Raw genomic sequence first — 20,854 nt, 5'->3', positions numbered from 1 at the left:
GCAGCGGTTCGCGGTCTGGAATGCTGCTGCAGGTCGGTCTGGTCGGTCTGTAGCGTTTGGGCTACCCGCCGTGGTGAAGCTTCGGATTTCTGAAATGCGGCTTCCACGGTCCTACGCAACTTTTGTCGTACAGTTGTGACGGAACGTTTGTTGTTGGTGCCTGCAAGGTCGGTGCCCGCGTTCCGAATTCGTTCATGTCATGATTTTGCTCGATTGCCTCTGCAAGTCATGCTGCCCGAACGAGACGTGCGAGCTGGCGGGGTAGGACTTGGCTGAATGAATCTGCGACTGAAGATATTGCTGTCCTTGATCGCGGTCTTTATCACTTACGTGGTGATTGATACAGCGATCCATCAATACGTGGTGTTGCCGCGTTTCGTCGCACTCGAGCAATTCCAAGCCACCAAGGATTTGCAGCGTTGCCACGCCAGCATCCAGCGAGACATCGATAATCTGCATTTGGTATTGGACCTGCCAACCGAGTGGGATTCGCTGCAGGATTACGTCGACCAATCGACCGATTGCTTTCAGCGTCGCAGCCAACTTAGACCGCCTGGTTCGGACCAGCATCTGGACATGTTCGCTGTCGTCAACGCTGACGGCAAAGTGGTGCACCAGTGCATCCATCCGCCTGCATCCCAAGCCAGCTACGTCCGCCAACCGCAAACCTCGGTCACGTCGTTTCCTGCGGATGATTGGACGCCAACCCATCCTGTTCTCGAGCCCTTGCTCTCATCGCCCCATGATGCTGCCACGGAAACACGCGGCATTATCATGACCGCCGCGGGCCCGATGATCGTCCTTGCACGTCCCATCGTTCGTGACGGCCATGATCATGTCGAAGGCGTCGCCGTCGTTGGACGATTTTTGGATCAACAGGCAATTGCAGCGAAAGCGGAACAAGCCGACGTCAATTTCCAAGTGGATGCAATCGATCGGTTGACGATCGGTACGCATAACATTCACCCCGTCGCGTTACACAATCGCGAGCGTCATGCCAGCACGGTGGCCGCCGCGCCGGTCGCGATTCGAGAGCTTGACGATGAGAACCTTGTCGCCGAAGGAACGTTGCTTGACATCCATGGCAACCCGGTTTTGTCGACGTACGCATTTGTACGTCGCAATATTTCCGAAGAGGGCCGGATTGCGATGCATTACGCCATCGGTTCGCTCGTAGCCGCCGCCTTCGTCGTGCTGTCGATCCTGCTGTTGTTGTTACAACAGATCGTCATCAATCCGCTGAATCAATTGTCTCAGCATGCTACACGGATGGGGGAGACCGGGAACTTTTCGGCTCGTTCGGAAATTAATCGCAATGACGAATTTGGCGATCTAGCGACCAATATCGACACGATGGTCGGGCGACTGAAACAGTTGTGCAGTTCGAACCAACAGCTGCATGTCGAGATTCGCCAACGCAAATCAGCAGAGTCGGAATTACAGCACGCCGCGACTCATGATTCGTTGACCAATCTGCCAAACCGCACCCACCTGAAACGAATGCTCGAGTCGCGATTTGCGAACCGTTCCTTTACGAACGGTAATTGTGATGCATTGATTTTCTTGGATCTGGATAATTTCAAAATCATCAACGACAGCCTCGGACATGCCGTGGGCGACGAGTTGCTGATAGCAATTGGCAAACGTTTGCAGTCGGCGGTGGACTGCGTCTCGCGTCATTCAGAAACCGAAACAAAGAATTTGGTCGCGAGACTAGGCGGCGACGAGTTTGTGATCTTCTTAGGCAACGTCGCTAGCGAAGAAGCGGCGACCGAATTTGCCGAACAAATTCGTACCGATCTGATCGGCCGTTACACCGTCAGCGGTCACGAGTTGACCCTCGGGACCAGCCTTGGCATCGCCTTTTCGAACGATTCGGTGACCACTCCCGAAGAATTAATGCGAAACGCTGATTTGGCGATGTACCGCGCCAAATTTAGCGGCAAACAGTGCTTGGCGGTGTTTGACCACGCCATGCACGAATCGGTCCTCAAGCGACTCGAACTCGAAGAGGCGCTTCGCACCGTGTTGAAAGACGGCGGGCTGCGATTGGTCTATCAACCGATCTTCGATATCGATACGGGCGTCATCGTCGGACTCGAATCGCTCGTTCGCTGGGATCACGCAACCAAAGGTTTGATCAGCCCCGCCGAATTCGTTCCCGTTGCCGAAGAGATCGGTCTGATCGTTCCCATCGGTCGCTGGATCCTCGAGGAAGCGTGCCGCACCATTCATCGTTTGAACGAAGCCCGCGGTGACGGTCCGCCGATTTCCATCGGGGTGAATGTTTCCAAACGACAGCTCGCTGACGTCGGTTTCGTGGACCTGCTAAAAGACGTGCTTGAAACCGAGAATGTTTCTCCGAATCAGCTCAACCTCGAGATCACCGAATCGATGATCATGGATAGCCCCGAGCAAATCGTCGATTGTTTGAGCGAGATTCGCAAGCTCGGTATCCGCTTGCACATGGATGACTTTGGTACCGGTCACTCATCGCTTAGCTGTTTGCATCGATTCCCGATCGACGTGTTGAAGATCGATCGTTCGTTTGTCTCGACCATGGAAGTCGGCGACGACTATGAATCCATCATCCACGCGATCATCACGTTGGCGCACAACTTGGATACCAAAGTGATTGCCGAAGGGATCGAAACCACGCGTCAACTGCAGCAACTGCGTGATTTGAAGTGTGACTTCGGCCAAGGCTATCTGTACAGCAAGCCGGAGCCGATCGAAGATTTGCAGGAGCTGTTGTCAGCGATCGTGAACCGGCCGAGAAAGGATCCGCAATTTGGCTTTGCCTCAATCGATTCGACCTACTCGATGCTTGCCCCACACTAATGCCGGTGGCGAGATGACCAATCGCTGAATTCCCGGTCATGTTTTCCGAGGCGATTCGCTGGCGGGGCAGTCTGAGTTTCCGCGTGGCTAAAACGAGGTGCGAGGTCGGCCCCAACGCAGCGTGTTGTTGTTTTCTGCAGTTTGCGCCGCGGGCTGACTAAGGGGCTCGGTGCTTGGTACCGGCGTCGTAAAACGTTGTGCCCCTTGAAACGCGGGTTCCATGGCCGAATATGGTTGATGCTCGGCCAATTGACGGTTCGGTTGCTCGAAAGCGTTGGCCGTCGCGGTTTCCTGCGTCAACGGGGGGACCGGTTGCAATGCCGCCGCCGATGGCGATGAGGCAACATTGTCGACCGAGTTAAACTGGTCTCCGCTGGCTCGGTAGGGTTCATTCGATCCGCTGACATTCTGATCACGCTCGGAGATCGGAATCGGCTGCGGATTGTATTGTGGATTCGTCTGGTACTCGGCCGGAGCTCGTTGCGGTGCCAAGTTGATCCTGTTTCCATTGTCGACTGTCGGCGGATAGTATCCGCGGCTCAAGGTGTTCATGGTGTTGGATTGCATCGGAGCCGCATAGGTTGCCGCCGGAGACACGCTGTAGGGCGTCTTCGGGGCTCCCGTCAAATCATGGACCTGCATTCCGTTAAAGCGAACGCGGGGGGCTGAATTGGCGGGTTCGTAGCCAGCACCAGGGTGGCCGTTGCCGGGATTGGCAAACGTGCCTGAGACGGTGTTGATCTGCGAATGAGTTTCTTGCCAACCCGTGGTCGCCACACCGGAACCGATGGCTTGATTGTCGAAGGAGTTCCCAGAGACTTGAGCCAGCTGCGGTGGAGCGGTCGGTTGCAATCCCATGTTCTGCGAGGGATTCGATGAAAACGAATCAAACGGTTGGGCTTGATTGGGCGACTGGAACGGAGGCACACTGGATTGTCCATAAGGCACAAAGCCGACCGTCGCTCCGTTTGCGTTTTGGAACGAATTGTTGGGGGGCGGTGGCACTCGCGTCGAGGCACCCAGTGGGCTGATTGCCGAGCTGGCTCCCACACCTCCGATCGGTGCGGGCGTGAGTCCAACCGGGGCCATGGGGCCGACTGGTGTGAGCGGTCCGCCCGCAGTCGGGCCAGTCGTTTGCCTACAGCCAACGTTGGTTAGGGCCAACGCAAACATGCAGGTTCCGAGGCAAAGTTGTCGCATGTCGAACACCGAAAGAATCGTAGGAAATTGGTTCTGACTTGGACCTTTAACAAAAATGAGAAAATTCACGAAATACCAATGCCGTGATTTTCTTGATGGTTCCGTCTGTCAGCGAACCTTCCGGTGGGGGCAATCCAATGCAGAGAAGCAAAGGAAAAACGAAGAGAACGAGTCGAGAGCCTCGTCAAACGAAAAGAGCTGGCAACCAAATTAAAATCGTTGGCTGGCCAGCTACTTCTATTTTGTTCGCCCCGTGACGGGGCGATCGAAAAATCGTCAAAACCCGGGTTGGGTTTTTAGATCATTTCTTTCAGACCCTTCAAAGGTCGGATCGAAAGCTTCTTGCTTGCTGGCTTGGGGTTCAACCAAATTTCGCTGCCGTCGGCAGGATTACGGCCTTTTCGCTTTGGCTTTGCAGGAACGTCCTTGAGGATGATTTTGCAAAGACCTGGGATTGCGAACTGGCCTGGGCCACCTTTGCTGATCGCTTTTTCGATTTCAGCGGTCAACGCGTCGAAGACGGCAGCAACGTCCTTCTTCGTCAATTCGGTCGCTTCAGAAATGTTAGCCAAAATCTGAGTCTTGGTCGGAGCCTTTTGTGGGGCTGCCTTGGGTGCGGCTTTAGCCATGTGCAACAACCTTCTTATCACAGGGTGAGAGTAGTCTGGGTTGAGCTTGATAGCTCGATGTTTTCAATAGGGCAAAGTGTTATGTCGGCCATGCCCCTGACGCAACCCGGCTTTGCCCAAAAAAGCCCACGTTTTTCAGTGTTTTCTGCAATATGGTCGTTTTGCGACCACAATCGCGGTGGAAACGGGGCCGCCTAGCAACGGCCACTGTTCTGTCAATGGGAAACTTTATTTTTCCGTAAAATACGCACTTTTACGGTTTTCGAGCTCGAGAACCCCTCACAAACGCCCAAATTAGGGCGTTGCGAACAAGAATTTGGCCTCGGTTCCGAGCCAAAACAAGGGCCGGATTCGCGTCGTTTTCACGCTCAGCCGCCCTGCAAATCCTGCGAAATCGCCCTACAAATCCGACAGGATAGCCGCGTCAATGGCTTGATCGCTGAGCGGGTTTTCCGTGCCATCTTGCTCCGCGAGCGCGTCGCCCGTTTTGGAAATCAGAGTCAATTCGGATGCGACTTGGCTCATTGCATCGTCAACGGCATCCGCGTTGGACGACGTCGACGACGAGCTTGCCAATTGAGCGCGTAGCAGCGACTCGCTAACCTCATCGTCGTCATCGCTGTTGACCCCGAGGGTTCCAGCGGCACTTTGGGTGGCAGCCAACGAAGCCGATGCATCGGCGTCGGACTCGATAAATTCACCCGAGGCCGAAGTCGAACTGGTGCCTGAGGATTCAGTGGTGCTGGCCGCCGCTGTCGAAGCGGTTTGCGCGGCGAACGTCACGTCATCCTCGTCGACGCTGACTCGGAACAGTTTCATTTGGCCCGATTGACCAAGGGGTTGCACCCGTCGGTCTGCCGTCGTGGGCAACGTCGCCGTGACTTGCGATGTGGTCACCGTGCCCGTCGATGATGTCGTGGTCTTGGTGCCATTGATTGTCAGGTTTGCACTTGTCGAATCGAGCGATACCGTCGGGTTGGAAATCGACATCACGGCCGCCGAAGGGACGACGACGGCGCTGGCACTGCCGGGTTCAACGGCGACTAACAACGATTGCTTCGGTGTCGAGCCTAGCCATTCACGGATCGTGATGAATTCCGGACGCAGTCGTCCAAGCGTAATATCGACGGTCATGTCGCCATCCTCTGGCAAACTTGTGACCGTGATCGACTGAGGCTCCGATCCATTGTCAAAGAACGGTAGTGAAGGAATTTGTAACTGGTACGTCCCCGGCAGAATGTCCTTGAACGAAGGCACGTCACCAGTGAAGGACAACGGAATCTCAACGGTCGTGTTGGAGTCGTCGGTTCCGGTTAGCTTGATGCCACTGATCTGGCTCGGGTCGATGTCCGTCGCATAGAAGTTCAGCATCACGTCACGAGGCACAAAGTCAAAGACTTCGACCGTGATCGTGCCGGTGCTGGTCAAACCGCTGCCGTCGTTGACTTGGTACGTAAACGTGTCGGTGCCTTTGAACCCGGCCGCTGGTTTATAGAAAATCGTGCCGGTGGTGGCATCGATACGAACCGTTCCACCCGCCGTTGGTGTGCTGAGGTTCGAGAACGTCAGCGTTTCGCCACTGTCGACGTTCGCAGGCAATTCCGAGAGCGAGAAGATCGACTTTTCGCTGGTGCCGTTGTGTTGTTTGGCAACGGCACTGATGACCGGCGGAGCATCGTTGACCGCGGTGACGGTAAAGGTGACGGTGCCGACGGCGATCCCGCCTCCGGTGTCACGGATGGTGTAGGTTACCGTCTCGGTGCCGTTGAAATTGGCCGCGGGTTTGTAGAAGATTTGGGTGCCATCGTCACTTACACGTGCAGCACCTCCTTTGTCGGCGGTGCCCACCGCGATGATCGTGAACGCCTGGTTGTCCACGTCACGCGTGTCGTTGCTGAGCACGTTGAATTGCGCTTCGGCGGCGTCCTCAGTAACGGTAAACGCGTCGCCCACTGCGGTCGGTGGTGGGTCGGACGACTTGACGACCAACGACACGGTTGCTTGGTCCGTCAATGAACCATCGGAAACGGTGTAGGTAAACGAATCGCTACCGGTAAAGTCCGCTGGCGGCGTATAGAGAACCGAGAGTCCATTCTGAGAAATGGTAACCGTGCCTCCCTTGGCCGTGGTTCCCTGGACCGCGGTGACCTTTAGGGTTTCGCCAGTGTCGGGAGCGATCACATCGTTGAGCAACACGTCCAGCGGAATCGAGGTTTCCCCTTGGTTGACCTCAAATGAGTCATCGGTGCCCGTTGGCGGATCGTTCACCGGAGTCACGGTGACCGTCACCGTAGCATCCTCTTGAATGCCTTGGTCGTCACGAACGCGATAGGTGAATTCAAAGACACCGTTAAAATTGTTGTCCAGCAGGTACGCGACTTTCCCGTTTTGGACACTGACGGCCGCCCCGCTTGTTGGCTGCGTCACCGAGACCAACGTCAACGATCCTGTCCCGCTGATGACTTTGTCATTGGCCAGCACATCGATAGTCGAAGGCGCGGAGTCTTCGGCGATCGTGATTTTGTCATCGGCGACGGTAAAGTTTTGCCCGATCGCAAGCTGCACGCTGCCATAGGCCACCGCGTCGGCGGAAATACGGTTGTCGTTCCCGTACAACAGCACCTCACTATCAGCCGCGTCGGCGGGTTCCGAGCGAATGTTCACCGATCCGGTCGCCAACGCTTCCATGCGAATCGTCGCAATCAAACTGTCCGTCAATCCGCTGGGCGTCAAACGATCGGTTGCCGCACCGAGTTCATCGATCAAACCGTCCGAAATCGTTCCTTTTTGGACGGTGGGAAAGCGATCACTAAACGTAATCGACGTTCCCGCTTTGGGTTGGATCAGATCACTGTCAAACAAGATGTCGGCAAAGGCGGCGAAGATCCCATCCAAATCGTCGCCGGTGCGAGCATCAACGCCGATCATGTTCAAATTGAATTCTTGCCCCACTTGGACCGCAGTAATCGGTTGGCCCTGCAAATCGGTGATCGTCAACTTGATCTCGGCGATCGGTTGGCCGGCAACATTGACGTTGAACGATTCGGTGCGAACATTGCCCGCTGCATCAGTTAATTCGACCGTAAACGTGTTGTCGCCGGTTTGCGATGCCGCTGGTGTCCACACGACTTCGCCCGTGGCCGCCACAATGGTCGCGCCGGCAGGTGCCGAAGTCAACGTGTACGTCAGCCCCGAGCCTTCTTCGCTGCTGATCAAATCGGTGCGGAATTCGCGTCCCACGTTGGCTTGGGTAGCCGCGGTGCCGACCACGCTGCCTGGAGCCTCGGTGTCGTAAACCACGTTGATGCCCGCGGTGCGTTCGCTGGTGACACCGTTGATGGTTTGGCGTGCGGCGATGTTGTAGGTGCCATCACCCAACGCGGCGATATTGTTAGTTGTGATCGTGACCGTCGTGCCGGTTGCCGATCCCACCCCGATCACCGCGTTCGTTGCGGTGTTGACCAATTCGACGGTTGCACCCGAGGTGACTCCGGTAACCACAAACGACAACGTTCCCGCATTGGTGATGTTGTCGGTATTGCTAACCCCCGTATCGCGAGTGGAACTCAGGTCGATGCCCGTTGGCGTGGCTACCGTTTCGCCGCTGCCAAAGGTGAATGTCACCAGCTGCGTGTCCATGTCGCTTGATGAATTTCCCGTCACGCCAGTCCCAGGACGCACGCCGACCAAAACGGGCACGGTTCCCACGAAACCGGCTTTGGGCGTGACCGTGACGACGCCGGTGGTTGGATTGACCGTAGCGGTGGCCGATGCGGTGTTTTGTGAACTAGCGAAATACGTGACCGCGTCTCCTTCGACGTCGACACTCGACAACGTCAGCGTGGCGTTGGTCCCAGCGGGGACTGCCGCAGGGTCCGCGACATCATTCAAAAATGGTTGACTGTTGGACGTGTCCGCAATCACGCTGACGGTGGTGGTTTCCGAATAGGTACGGCCCTGTGCATCGGTCACGGTGTAGGTGACGTTGGTGGTGCCCGTGGTGTTGCCTTTGGCTTTGAGCATCACGACGGCATTTTCGGTGTCATCAAACACGTCGACGCTGGTGATGCGGATCGCGGTCGTAGGTTTGTCGCTCGCGTTGGTGGCATGTTCGCTGATTGCCTCGCGGACGTCTTCGCCTTCGACAAGCTGGCCAAACACGCTGTGGTTGAAATCGAGGAACCGCTGCGGGCCTTCGGTGATGAAGAACTGCGAATCATTGGTGTCGTCGCCCGCTTTGGCGTACGACAACACGCCCGATCCGGTGTGCATCAAGTCTTGGTGAAAATCATCGTCAAAATCACCTAGCGTCGAACCGCCAGTGCCGGTTGCAGTCGGATCGCCCCCCTGCAACACGAAGTTGTCAATCACACGGTGGAATTGAATGCCGTCGTAGAAGTTTTGATTGGCCAGCGTGATCACTCGCCCGCTTGCGGTCGGCGCTCGGTCCTCGAACAATTCGAATACCATGTCGCCGTAACCTTCCATGTCGATCCGAATCGATCGATTCCCCGACAAGACGACCGCTTCCAATAGGTCCGGATTCGCGACGCTGACCGTGATGGTCAACGGGCCCCCATCGGGATCGTAGGCGTCCACAGGAACGTGCAGCGGAGCACCAATTTGCACCGTTTTGTTCCCGATCGTATCAAACGATGGGGTTTCCCCTTGTGGGATCGCTACCCCGCTTCGCGCGCTAAGCGTCGCAAGTGACTGGACGCCCACCAACCGGGTGCCATCGGGAAATTCCCAAGTTGGATAGCTGGTGATGCCTTCGTCGATGGCCAATTGCGAGGGAGTTCGGTCGGCATTGGTGACCTCAATAAAGGGCAATTCCTTGCCGCCATCCTCGAACAACTGTTTTTGTTCGGTGCATATCGGGCACCATTCGGCGCCGTACATGATCACGCCGGCGTCTTTCAAATCCTTTGCAAATTGCACCAAATCGGCTTTTAATTCGCCTTCGGCGGCTCGTGACACGCTGCTTCCCGTCTGGGATGCAATGCTGCCGGTTTGCGAGGCGAGCGTGCTATACGACGAGTCGGTCATGCCGTCGGTTGACATCAATTCGACGTCGCCCGCCATCAATTGTCGCTGTTCGAGCGATTCCAGTAGCAGTCGGCCTCGTTTTGCCGAGACTGACGTCTCGTTCGCCGAGCGGAAATGAGTCAAAAGCTCGCGAAGCATGCCACGACGTCGTTTTTGCGGTTGGTTTACGGCGCTAGAGCGGTTCTCGGAGGAATTCGAGCGGTTCTCGGAGTTGCGTCGCATCAGTTCTCTCAGGCGGCAAGTGCAAAAAATAGCGGGCGGTCATGGCTCAGCAGGAATGGATTCCGGCTGGACATGGCCCATGTATCGGGCCCATTCATCGGTTACTCGTCGACCAGTTACAGCCGTTAAGACGAAAAAATTCGGTACAACCCGCAAGGTTTACCAAACCGGTACTGTGGGGGGCGTGCTTCGTCTGTGGCTTTGAGTCGAACGGGGATTGCCTAGCAAGGCAGAGGGTGATGAGGGGCTGTACTGTTTCAATAGGACGAAAAACTCGTCCGAATTGTTCCCATATTATCGAGGCGGGGTCGTTTTCGGCAAATTATTTGCCGGTCGTTCGTATTTTGCGTCCCGTCGCTGCAACCCATTCCCGCAAAACGTTTTCGTTCGCCTTCCCAAGATTTAAAAACACTGCCAGAATAGAGGGTTTACACGCAAACTCTCGCGAACTACCTCTCCCCATTTCCTCTTTTGCTGGCAATCACTGTGGAACGGCGTCTACTCACTTTCATTATCTACTCCACAGCATTCTTGGTCATCTACATGTCGTTGCGGCATTGGGTACTGCCTCCGCCTCAACCGATCGCCAAGGACAAACAGCAGGTTGCCGCACCGCTGGATGAAGACGATCAGGAAGCAGATGAGGAATCCGTGGTGGACCCGGATCGTAGCGACGCCGAATCGAGCGACGATGCCGACACCGCCGAGGAAACTGCCGCCGACGCGACTCCCGAGCGTCCCAAGACGCCCCAGTGGGTGACGCTGGGATCGATGGACCCCAAGGCGGGCTACTCGATGTTGGTCACGCTGAACAGTCGTGGCGGTGCGATTGAGCGGATCGAATTGGTTCAGCGCGAAGAAAACGGCAAACTGAAGTATCGCCGCGTCGACATCCGCAGCGGGTACATCGGCTACTTGGCCGCGACGCCCGCCGAATCGGTCGACGGCGTCCGCGTCAATGTGGTGGGGCCAGGGACTCCGGCTCAGCTCGCTGGGCTGCAGGTGGGCGACATCATTACCAAAATCAATGGCAAACCGATTGTCCGCCGTAACGACATCGATGCTGCCTTGGTGAAAACCAAACCGGGTGAATCGGTCAAAGTCGAACTGCTGCATCGCTCCGGCGCGGCGGCATCCGGCGATTCGGACAATTCGGGCGACGATTCGCTAACGCCGCAAACGGTTACCGTCAAACTGAGCGAACACCCATTGGATTTGATTCGTTTGGCACGCGATGGTGGTGCAGACGAAGTGATTGGTAACTATTCCGAGTTGTCCTGTTTGCTAACGTTGGCCCAGGTCAATCGCAAAGGGATTTTGGTCGGCGACGAAGCGATCAAAGGCATCGCGGATCCTGCCAGCTTGGTGTGGTCGATCGACAACAGAGACAAGTCTGCGGGCGTCGCGCTGAGCGATGTCGACGAGTTGCGTTTTCGTTTGCAGCTCAGCGGCGAAGAACTCGACAAAGCCAAAGGGCAACCGCTGGAATTGGTTCGCAGCTATCGTCTAGCCAAAGCCAGCTACGTGATCGATATGGGGATTCAGATCGAGAACAAAGGCGATCAGCCTCAAGATGTTGCCTACCGGCTTCATGGCCCCAACGGTTTGACGTTAGAGGGTTGGTGGTACAGCAACAAGATTAGCCCCAATTTCAGCGGAGCGGCGGCTCGCGATATCGTATACACCAGTGTCGCAAATCGGCACGAATTGCTGAGCGGTTACGATCTGTTGAAGCTTGCCAAGAAGCAGCCCGAAGATCCGGATCAGTCGATCTATTCGCCCGACTCGGATGTCAGCACCCAATCGCTGAAGTACGTCGCCGTCGATGCGCAGTACTTCGTTGCCGCTTATCTACCCGAAGCTGGCAAGAAGGCGTTTACTGAAATGCAACGCGTTTCAGCGGGGATTGTGGCGGATGCCGATCAGATCCCACGCCACAAAGAACGAGCCGTCAACACGACCTTTTATCTGACCAGCAACGTCAGCACGGTCAAGCCGGGCGAATCCTTGACGCAGACGCTGCGTCTGTTCGCCGGCCCCAAGGACCCGGACGTGGTTGAAGAATATGGTTTGGGCGACACCATCTATTACGGTTGGTTTTCTCCGTTCGCTCGTTTGTTGGCTGGATTGCTGCACATCATCGGCGGTGTGGTCGGAAACTATGCAGTTGCGATCATTTTGTTGACCGTGTTGGTGCGGGGATTGATGTTTCCGCTGAGCCGCAAAGCGGCCATCAATGCACAGCGGATGCAGGAGTTGGCACCTGAGCTGAAGAAGATCTCCGAAAAATACAAAGACGACATGGAAGGCCGCTTGAAGGCCCAGCGTGAACTGCAGGCTCGGGTGGGTTTTAATCCGATGGCCGGTTGTTTGCCGATGTTCCTGCAGTTGCCGATCTTTATCGGGTTGTACCGAGCCTTGTCGGTCGACATCGAGCTTCGTCAAAAGGCGGTCTCGTCGGCGACAAGCTGGGCGTCCAACTTGGCGGGCCCCGATATGGCGGCCTATTGGGGCGATTGGCTGTGGGATTATTTGTCCGGCCGTGGCACCGGTTGGCTCGGGCCCTATTTCAATGTGCTGCCTGTATTTGTGGTCGGCTTGTTCCTGTTGCAGCAAAAGATGTTCATGCCGCCTGCGACGGACGAGCAGACTGCGATGACGCAGAAAATGATGAACATCATGACCTTGATGATGGGATTGTTTTTCTTTCGGGTCCCTGCCGGTCTCTGTATCTACTTTATCACCAGTAGTTTGTGGGGGATTTGCGAACGGATTTTGGTCAAGAAGACGTTGCCCGATAAGAAGCACTTTGATCTTGGCGTGATCGATGGCACCGCGGTTCCGACCGAAAAGAAGGACAAACCGTTGACGCTGGCCGATCGCATTCGCAATCAAGTCAACAAGCCCGAAGAACCGATCGAGCGACCCAACAAACGTCGCCGTCCCGATCTGAAGAAGAAGCGATAGTCGCAAAGCGGTCGGATTGTTTTAGCGGCGCAAGCCGCCTGGTGAATGTTAAGCGTTTTGCTCGCCGCCACCGAACGGCTTGCGGGCGGTCGATCGAGCCGCGACGCGTCAGCGGCCGGGGCCCACGCACGCATTACCCGGTGTCACACGGCACTCGGCCCAAAGTGCCAACTGCAAACGCGACCCGATTGTCTTCGGACTAATTCATATCCGTCAACGTTACCGCGGTTCGGTATCGCTTGCCATCACGATAGATGATCATCGGAATGCTTGAACCGATCGGAGTCAAACCGACGCGAGCGACCAAGTGGTCATCGTTCTCCACCGGGCTGCCGTCAAATTCGACGATGATGTCGCCACGCTGCAGGTGAGCCAATTCGGCTGGCGAACCAGGCCGAACGTTCTTCACCAGCGCCCCTCCTTTTTCTCGGTAACCTGCGGCGGCAAGGTCCGCGACGGAAAAATCAGGGTCAAGAGTCACGCCCAAGTAACCGCGCCGGAGATGTCCGTTGCGAACCAATTGATCGGCGACTTTGATGGCCATGTTCATCGGGATCGCGAACCCGATCCCCTCGCTGCCGCCACTGCTGCTGGCAATCGCGGTGTTCAACGCGACAACTTCGCCACGCAGATTCAACAGCGGACCACCGCTATTGCCCGGATTGATCGCCGCATCGGTTTGAAAGAAATCCTGCAAATCAATGCGTTGTTCGCCAAGTGATAAATCGCGACGCCCCTTAGCACTGAGGATGCCGAACGTGACCGAGTGGCTGAGCCCAAAGGGGCTGCCGATCGCAATCACAAAATCGCCGATCTCGGTCGAATCGCTATCACCCAATCGCGCAGCCGGCAAGTCGATACCGTTGACCTTCATCACCGCTACATCGGTGCTGGGGTCTGACAAAACTTTGACCGGATGAAACTCGCGGCCATCGCTGGTCCGCAACAAGATCTGCTTTGGGCTGGCGCTGACGATCACGTGCCGATTGGTCATCACCCAAGTTTCATTGTTGATCCGCAATACAACGCCGGCGCCGGCTTCGTCGTAGGATTCGTTCTTTTCAGTTTTGTGAGCTTCGATATGGATCACGCTGGGTTTGACCAACGTGGACACACGGCGAACGAGGTTGCCTAACCGATCGAACATGCTGAACTCTTCGGCCAGCTCATCGAACAAACGTTCGCGTTGATCTTCGATCAGCGGTTCGGTCGACTCGTCAAGCGATGGGCGACGAACGCTGACCGAGCGGTTCTCTTGATAAGCCGAATCGGCTGCGTAGCCGGACTCGGACCGGGATGCAGAATCACGCCCCGAAAACTCACGCCCTGAAAAATGGGGTGGCGTCGGCACGCTATCGGTGGCACTGTACGAAGGCGACTTAGGGCTGAAGTCGATTGAGCGTTTGATGATCGTGGGGTTCTGTGCGAATCCAATGGACGTTATCCCAAATGCCAACGCGCACGCCATGCTCGCCACCAACGATGTTCGTCGTGGCAATACCTGACCACACATCTGAGCGAGACAAGAACGACGATCAGCAACGGTCGGGTGTCGAACCGTCTCCGCAGCAGGATAAGAGGTTGGATTCATGGCGTCGTATGGGATTGGAAGGAGCCGATAATGGGTGAACGTCATCGCATGGAGAGGTGCCGACGTGATTGTATGCATCGACCTCGGGGGGGCGCGAGCTTTGTTCCTTCATTTGCTGGCATCCCTGTGCGCTTCATACGTCAGAACTAGTACTCTCGGCGCATTAAAAAACGGCCGAACATTCGTCCGGCCGTCTAAGGTTACAATCCACAAATTCGGTAATCAAATTGTCACGACCGCTAGGGCCGGATCAATTTCAACCACCGCGACTTAAATTTGCCATGCTAGACCGAGTCGACTTCGGCATCTTCGAAGACTCGGTTCCAACTGACCGCACCGGCTGCGCCGCTGGACATTTCGGATTTACGTCGGCATGCGATGCATTCGGTTGCGTATGGAATCGCACGAAGACGGGTCAATGGAATCGGTTTGCCGCAATCGACACAATCCCCATATCCACCCTGTTCCATTCGCATGATCGCTTCTTCGATTGCGCTCAGCTCGCGGCTTTCCACTTCCAACAGCTGGCTGTTGAGTTCGTCTTGCATCGTGTCCGCTGCGGCGTCAAGCACGTCACCGGTCTTTTGTTGATGCAGCTCTTGCAACAAGCTCAAGTCACCCGCCAAAGCACGACTTAATGCATCGCGGCGACGGATCAGATTTTCTCGGAGCTTTAACAACGCGTCTTTTCGTGGCATCTTCGTAACCTCGCTCTATAGGATCGATGCGCCCTAAATGTGGATGCACCGTATTGGCTAACTCCAAACTCGCTAATCACTGCTGTGGATCATCTCGGTCCTCCGCCCCGCCAACGCGTTTGCATCGGGCTTTTGCGATCGATTGTCTGTCCGGTTCCAGCGTCATATTGCGGTTCCCTGCCAAACAATGCGACCAAACCGCAGCAGTGGGTGGCATAGGATACCCATAAATGGACCGGATAACGACGATGTGTCTCACAAAATAATTGGGATTGAGTGGTTCAACCCGCCTTTACGCACATTTCGTTCCGAAAGTTCAGCGAATTATCGGGTCTGGCTTTAGTTCGACCCAATCATAGAAAGCTTGGCTAAATTGTCTTCCTCCCGAATTTGATTTCCTAGCATTTTCATCCTTCCACGCCCTTTCGAGTCGCGATTACAGCGGTTTTAGCGTGTCCGTGCCCCCCGATAGAATTTTCGTTTCGTAGGACATTTGCGGTGCGTATTAGGTCAAAGTGTGCTGCACACTTGAGCAAATCCGAGCTGGCTGCCAATTTGGCGGGCAACCGAAGGGATAATCAATAAAATTGGCATCGTCGTCACGATTAGATTAACCGTAATAAGTCCTCACATCCGAAGAAGATACAGTGCAAACCCAAAGCGACCCCGGGGGGGGACCCCTGTACGCCCTGTTTGCCAGCAATTGCATGCGGATCTTCACTCTCAATTTGCGGAGTCTTGCCATCCGGTGGCCTGAATTGATCAGGACCTAGTGCAATTGCGAACCACTAGCTAATACCACGATGCAAGGGACATGAACGGTGAATTCCGATCACACGAGCGATACAGCTCCCTTTCCAAATGACGACTACGCTTTTGGTTCTTTGGTAGAAGAATCGTCCACGGCGTCGCACGCGGATTCCGCGAAGCCTCGCGACGCGTCTTCGCTGTTCCGCTCGCAGCAAACGATCGAGGACCAGTTGGCGTTTCCTTACGAAACACTGGATGTCAGTTCGGGGCAAGTTCCGTCGCTGGCCGCGTCGGGCACGAGTCTGCTAAGCAAGCCGGATGAAACCGAGGCGATGGAATTCCGCGTGATCAGCGCCGGTTCGCCCGTTCGTCGTTTGCGATTGACCGGCAACCGTTACACCTTCGGTAGCGCCCACGGATGTTCGGTGCAGCTGGGCGATCGATCACTGCGGCCGATGCACGCGGTGTTGATCCGCGATGCCAATCAGATCCTTGTTCGTGCCTACTCGGTGCCGATCGAAGTCAATCACGTACGAACGACCGAAGCAAGGCTGAGCGTCGGCGACGTGATGCGGCTCGGCAACTATCAATTCGAGTTGCTGGCTTCGACCAAAACCAGTACTCAATCGATCACGTCAGACCGTTTCCACCACCGCAGCGTCACCACGTCGATTGCGGCGTCGAATGACCGCAGCGGCAACCCCCGCGACATTGCCCATCTTGGACAGCTCGATAGCACGATCGCTGCCGGCGTCTACCCTTCGTCTCGGCCGACTTCGCCGCTGGGAATGACCACGGCTCCGTCGACGCCGCGACGCGATTTTGCACCCAACGTGCCCATGGCCGAGGACGCTGCATGGCGAGAACAGCTGCGTCGTGAAGTCCAACAATGGCGAAAACGTCAAGAGGAATGCGAGCGTCGTGAATCTCATTGCTCGCAGCGTGAACACGAGCTGCGTGGTCGTGAGACCGAATTGTGGTCTCGCGCCGAAGACCTCTACAAACGCGAAGCCCGATTGTTGTCGGAAGAATCCAACGCGCGAACGATTCAAACCAAGTACGAGCAGAAGAAGGCCGAAGTGGCGCGATTGCTCGAAGAAAATGAATCCAATCAGCGAATGTTGGCCAAGCGAGAGATCGAATTCAAAAGTCTCGAGGACAATTATCGCCGCCAAGTCGAAGAAGCTGCGCGACAACTGACTCAGTCGCAACAGCAGGCCAAGACCGCGACCGATGCGATTCATCGCATGCGTGAGCAGTTCAACAAGTTGAACGAACAACTTGAAATGCTCTCGGCAAACCAAGAGGTGCTGACTCGCGAAGAGGTCCAAAACCGCGAAGAGCATCGCCGGATCCAACGCGAACTCGAAGCGTCTCGCGACGAAGCGATCCAAGAGCGGGCCAAGAGCGAGTCGCTCCGTGCCGAGGCGGAAGCGCGTTTGGAAGAGATCACACGCGAACTCGAAGCGATTCGCAGCCAACGCGAATCCGAACGACGGATCGTGGCCGAAAGCGAAGTGGTCGCTCAGCAATTGCGGGATCAAATCGAAGAGCTGCAGCAAACGGTGGTTCGCGCCAGCGAAGAATCGTCGGAACTGCGGAATAACTATGGCGAAGCTCGCGAAACGATTCAGCAGCTCGAGACGATGCTGGCGGAAAACGGCGAACGCCACGAAGCGGATCGCAACAGCTGGTTGGCCGAAGCCGAACAGCTGCACCAATCGGTCGAAGCGTTGTCGGTCGAACTCGCCAATGCCCACCGCGAATTGGCGGAACTGCGTGACGTCAATAACGAAGTGACTCACCGAATTGACGAAATTGCCAAACAGCGTGATCAAGCACTGGCTGAAATCCAGGTGCGTCCGACCTCCGAAGCATTCGATTTGGTTTCTGCGGAATTGGGCGCGACGACTGAGCAGCTCAGCCGGATGCGGGCGCAATACGAAGAAGCGATTGCGGAACTGCAAGACGCGTTCGCCGATCGTCCTAGCCCTGCGTACGATACACCGCCGAGCAAGTCGTCGTCGCTTTCGCCCTACCCTGCCCTGGGGTTGACCCCTAGCAGTGACAACCGTCTCGATAACCCCCTCGACGTATCGCCATTGTCCCGCATCAGCGAAGCGGACAACGAAGAAGCTTCGGTCATCGAAGCTGAATCAAGCAGCGAAACGGACCTCGATGACCATCGCGAGCTGGCAGGATCCAGCTCCAGCGAGACTCCATCGGATGATTGGGTCGACCATGACGCGGTAGGTTTCGAAGCTGGCGAAGAGCCGACGTTCGATGACACGTTCGGCAATTCAGAACAGACCGATTCGGAATCGATGTCGGCGTATGATGTCGATAACGAGGCATGGCCGACCTACGAAACGCCTGCACTGCAAGATCGTGAGCCTCTTGATCATGAATCGGCAGCGGCACCTGGCGAGCAAGCTCAGTGGTTGATCGAAGAATCGACCGACGCGGTCGAGTCGTCGGTCGATGATGCATTAGAGGGCGTTGCCGAGAGCTTAACGGAAAACTCCAGTGATGCGGTTGATCGTGATTCTAGCGTTGACGAAGACCATGTCGTCGATGACGAGTCTGTCCTCGAAGAGAGGCCTGCCGCCGAAGAGGTGACCTCGAGTGTTTGGGGAACGCCGTCAGAATTGCTCCGCGATGAACCCGCAAGCGAGCCCACAAATGAAACCAACGGTGACGCACGGTTGGAAGAGGATTCGGTCGATCTGCAATCCGAAGCGTCCCCGTCGGTAAGCTGGGCGACGCCTTCGCAATTGCTTGATGAATCGGCCACCGCCGGTGACTCGCCGCAAAACGCATCGTACGACGATGGCGAAGACCGCGCTTACGACGAAGACGACGACACCGACGTCTCCGTCAGCACTTGGAAGACGCCTTCTCAACTGATCGACGAAGAAGTGGCGGTCGCTACCGATTCGGACAGCGTGGACGAGGACGTTGTCGCTATGGACGACGACACCGCGGAGCACGCGGTTGACGAAAGCTCCGAAGTTGAAAACATTTGGTCTTCACTTCACAGCGACTACCAACGCGATGATTCGTCGCAGTATGACGATTCGGCTGAGCATCATGACGCGGAAGATAACCTCGAATCGGACCACGATCACGAGGCTGAGGCATTGTCGGACGATCAAGACGATAACGTCGATGATCCCTATGCATCGATGGGGTCGTTGGCGAGTCAGTTGATCCAAGACATCGAAGCGGATAACGCGTCGTACGAATCTCAGCCATGGGATCACCGGGATGCTGCACACGATGCGGACGACTCAGATGACGTGCATTCGCCAACCGGTTACGACGAATCATCCGAGCCGGGCGAAGAGGTTGAAGTGACCTCGATGTTCGGCGAAGTCGAAGCATTGGATCACGATTCGCAATCGGAGTCCGATGATTCGTATGACGAGCCAGCACTCGAATCTGACGCGGTCGAACACACCCGTGCTTGGTCGTATCAGGATTCGCAGGATGCCATCGATGACGAAGCCAGCGTCGAAGATGCGATGCTGAATCAATCCAGCGTCGATGCCTTGGACGCCGCCAGCGACGCTCGCATCGATTCGGGCGAACGATTCGACGATCACCCGTCGACCGACGATGTCGAGGATCATGATGCAGCGGCCACCGACGGTAGCGGTGAGTACGGGATCGAAGAGCACCACCGCGATCCGTATAACCTTGGTGAGTCCGACCAGGAAGAAATCGACGAGGATGCTGCGGTCGCGGACGACGCAACCGTGATGTCGAGCGAAACCGTCGTTTCCGACACACAATCGACTGCATCGCAAGACGCCGAAGACGATGAGGATTCCATCGAAGCCTATATGAACCGTTTGTTAAAACGGGTCCAAGGTGAATCAACGCAGCCGACCGAATCGAAAACGGTCAGCAAGTCGACCCAAGCCTCGACCTCGGTAACGGACACCCGTTCCTCGGCGACCGCGACGGCCCTTGGAACCACGACGGCCGTGGCAACCACGGTCGAAGCGGACGATTCGGCTTACATCGATCCCGATGAACCGATGGTCCCACGCTCGCAAGCTCCTGAGAAAACGAGCAATTTGTCGGCGATGCGAGAATTGGCCAACCAATCGGCTCGCAATGCGATCTCGCGAAGCACGCGTGTGCAAACGCGAGACACTCAAATTAAAGCGATGTCAAAATTCGCTCAAACCGGCGTTGCGATTCTCTGTGCGGTTGCGATGATCATGTTCACCACTTGGTCGCTACGCTACATTGCAGCGATTGCGATCGTGGTGATCGGATTTGTTTGTTTCAACGAAGGCATTGTGTTGCTATCCGAAGCAAAGAAACGGTTGAAGGCGATCGAAGAGGACGCAGCTCGCGAACAGGAACAATCCGGCCCAACCGAAGAAGAGCTCAAGGAACAGGCTGAGATGGCGGCCAGACTCGAAGCCAAGCTAGACCTTGCCGTCAAACCCAAGAAGTCATGAGCGAACACACAGAAGTCTCCGGTGAGGAACTGAACTTGATACGCACCGATCTGGCCAACGAACGCACGTTGTTGGCTTATGGGCGAACCGCGTTGATGGTCTCAGGCACCGGAGTTTCGATTCTGCAGTTCTTTTCGGTCACGCTAATCTATCACATCATCGCTTGGCCGCTCATCGTGGCGGGATTTATCATCGGCGTGATCGGTGTCGTCCGCTTCACCAAGCTAAGCCGCCGATTGCACTCGGAGTGAGCTCTTCCCAAAATCTTCTCGCTTCCTGTAAACGTGTTGCGATCGAGAATTTCGAGTGAACACGTTCGCGTCAACTGCGGTCGCACTAGCCGGCTGGATTCTGTAGCGGTGCGGCGCGGGGCCTCGGCCGATCAATATCGAACGTTCTACTCGCTGCCACCGGGCGGCTCGCGCCGCTCCG

General features: G+C 56.0%; 9 protein-coding genes. 4 read left to right on the top strand and 5 right to left on the bottom strand.

Annotated features, from left to right (window positions below; all coding sequences use genetic code 11):
* The first annotated feature begins 276 nt into the window (after positions 1-276).
* Positions 277-2,841: a bifunctional diguanylate cyclase/phosphodiesterase gene (locus tag ABEA92_RS02175; RefSeq protein WP_345682150.1), complete on the top strand. Its 2,565-nt coding sequence runs from the start codon at positions 277-279 to the stop codon at positions 2,839-2,841.
* 87 nt (positions 2,842-2,928) lie between these two features.
* Here ABEA92_RS02175 and ABEA92_RS02170 read toward each other — a convergent pair whose 3' ends face one another.
* The 3 genes from ABEA92_RS02170 to ABEA92_RS02160 all read right to left on the bottom strand — a co-directional run bounded on the left by ABEA92_RS02170 (position 2,929) and on the right by ABEA92_RS02160 (position 9,857).
* Positions 2,929-3,930: a hypothetical protein gene (locus tag ABEA92_RS02170; RefSeq protein ID WP_345682149.1), complete on the bottom strand. Its 1,002-nt coding sequence runs from the start codon at positions 3,928-3,930 to the stop codon at positions 2,929-2,931.
* Positions 3,931-4,337: 407 nt separating this feature from the next.
* Complete coding sequence (locus ABEA92_RS02165) at positions 4,338-4,670, bottom strand: HU family DNA-binding protein (protein ID WP_339943370.1); 333 nt, start codon at positions 4,668-4,670, stop codon at positions 4,338-4,340.
* 399 nt (positions 4,671-5,069) lie between these two features.
* Positions 5,070-9,857, bottom strand: a complete 4,788-nt coding sequence (locus ABEA92_RS02160; protein ID WP_345682148.1) for an Ig-like domain-containing protein — start codon at positions 9,855-9,857, stop codon at positions 5,070-5,072.
* Between the two features lie 570 nt (positions 9,858-10,427).
* Here ABEA92_RS02160 and yidC point away from each other — a divergent pair.
* Positions 10,428-12,908, top strand: coding sequence for a membrane protein insertase YidC (gene yidC / locus ABEA92_RS02155; RefSeq protein WP_345682147.1), 2,481 nt, complete (start codon positions 10,428-10,430; stop codon positions 12,906-12,908).
* A 199-nt stretch (positions 12,909-13,107) separates the two neighbouring features.
* Here the strand turns inward: yidC and ABEA92_RS02150 are convergent, their stop codons facing one another.
* Together ABEA92_RS02150 and ABEA92_RS02145 are read right to left on the bottom strand one after the other, a co-directional pair.
* Positions 13,108-14,376 (bottom strand): S1C family serine protease, encoded by a 1,269-nt coding sequence (locus tag ABEA92_RS02150; RefSeq protein ID WP_345682529.1) that lies wholly within the window; start codon positions 14,374-14,376, stop codon positions 13,108-13,110.
* A gap of 407 nt (positions 14,377-14,783) precedes the next feature.
* Positions 14,784-15,197 carry a TraR/DksA family transcriptional regulator gene (locus ABEA92_RS02145; protein WP_345682146.1) on the bottom strand — a complete coding sequence of 138 codons (414 nt, stop codon included), beginning with the start codon at positions 15,195-15,197 and terminating at the stop codon, positions 14,784-14,786.
* A gap of 821 nt (positions 15,198-16,018) precedes the next feature.
* Here ABEA92_RS02145 and ABEA92_RS02140 point away from each other — a divergent pair.
* Positions 16,019-20,422, top strand: a complete 4,404-nt coding sequence (locus tag ABEA92_RS02140; protein WP_345682145.1) for an FHA domain-containing protein — start codon at positions 16,019-16,021, stop codon at positions 20,420-20,422.
* Complete coding sequence (locus tag ABEA92_RS02135; RefSeq protein ID WP_345682144.1) at positions 20,419-20,673, top strand: DUF202 domain-containing protein; 255 nt, start codon at positions 20,419-20,421, stop codon at positions 20,671-20,673. The genes ABEA92_RS02140 and ABEA92_RS02135 overlap by 4 nt, the downstream gene beginning before the upstream one ends.
* The last annotated feature ends 181 nt before the right edge of the window (positions 20,674-20,854 follow it).

Source organism: Novipirellula caenicola, from assembly GCF_039545035.1.
GTDB lineage: Bacteria > Planctomycetota > Planctomycetia > Pirellulales > Pirellulaceae > Novipirellula > Novipirellula caenicola.
The sequence above is the reverse complement of the archived record's forward strand: the minus strand, read 5'-3'. Positions and strand labels throughout refer to the sequence as shown.

Bases quoted from the DNA above. Each gene is read 5' to 3' on its own strand.
- ABEA92_RS02145 (WP_345682146.1), bottom strand. From the start codon at position 15,197: ATGCCACGAAAAGACGCGTTGTTAAAGCTCCGAGAAAATCTGATCCGT.
- ABEA92_RS02160 (WP_345682148.1), bottom strand. From the start codon at position 9,857: ATGCTTCGCGAGCTTTTGACTCATTTCCGCTCGGCGAACGAGACGTCA.
- ABEA92_RS02175 (WP_345682150.1), top strand. From the start codon at position 277: ATGAATCTGCGACTGAAGATATTGCTGTCCTTGATCGCGGTCTTTATC.
- ABEA92_RS02135 (WP_345682144.1), top strand. From the start codon at position 20,419: ATGAGCGAACACACAGAAGTCTCCGGTGAGGAACTGAACTTGATACGC.
- ABEA92_RS02170 (WP_345682149.1), bottom strand. From the start codon at position 3,930: ATGGCCCCGGTTGGACTCACGCCCGCACCGATCGGAGGTGTGGGAGCC.
- ABEA92_RS02150 (WP_345682529.1), bottom strand. From the start codon at position 14,376: ATGGCGTGCGCGTTGGCATTTGGGATAACGTCCATTGGATTCGCACAG.
- ABEA92_RS02165 (WP_339943370.1), bottom strand. From the start codon at position 4,670: ATGGCTAAAGCCGCACCCAAGGCAGCCCCACAAAAGGCTCCGACCAAG.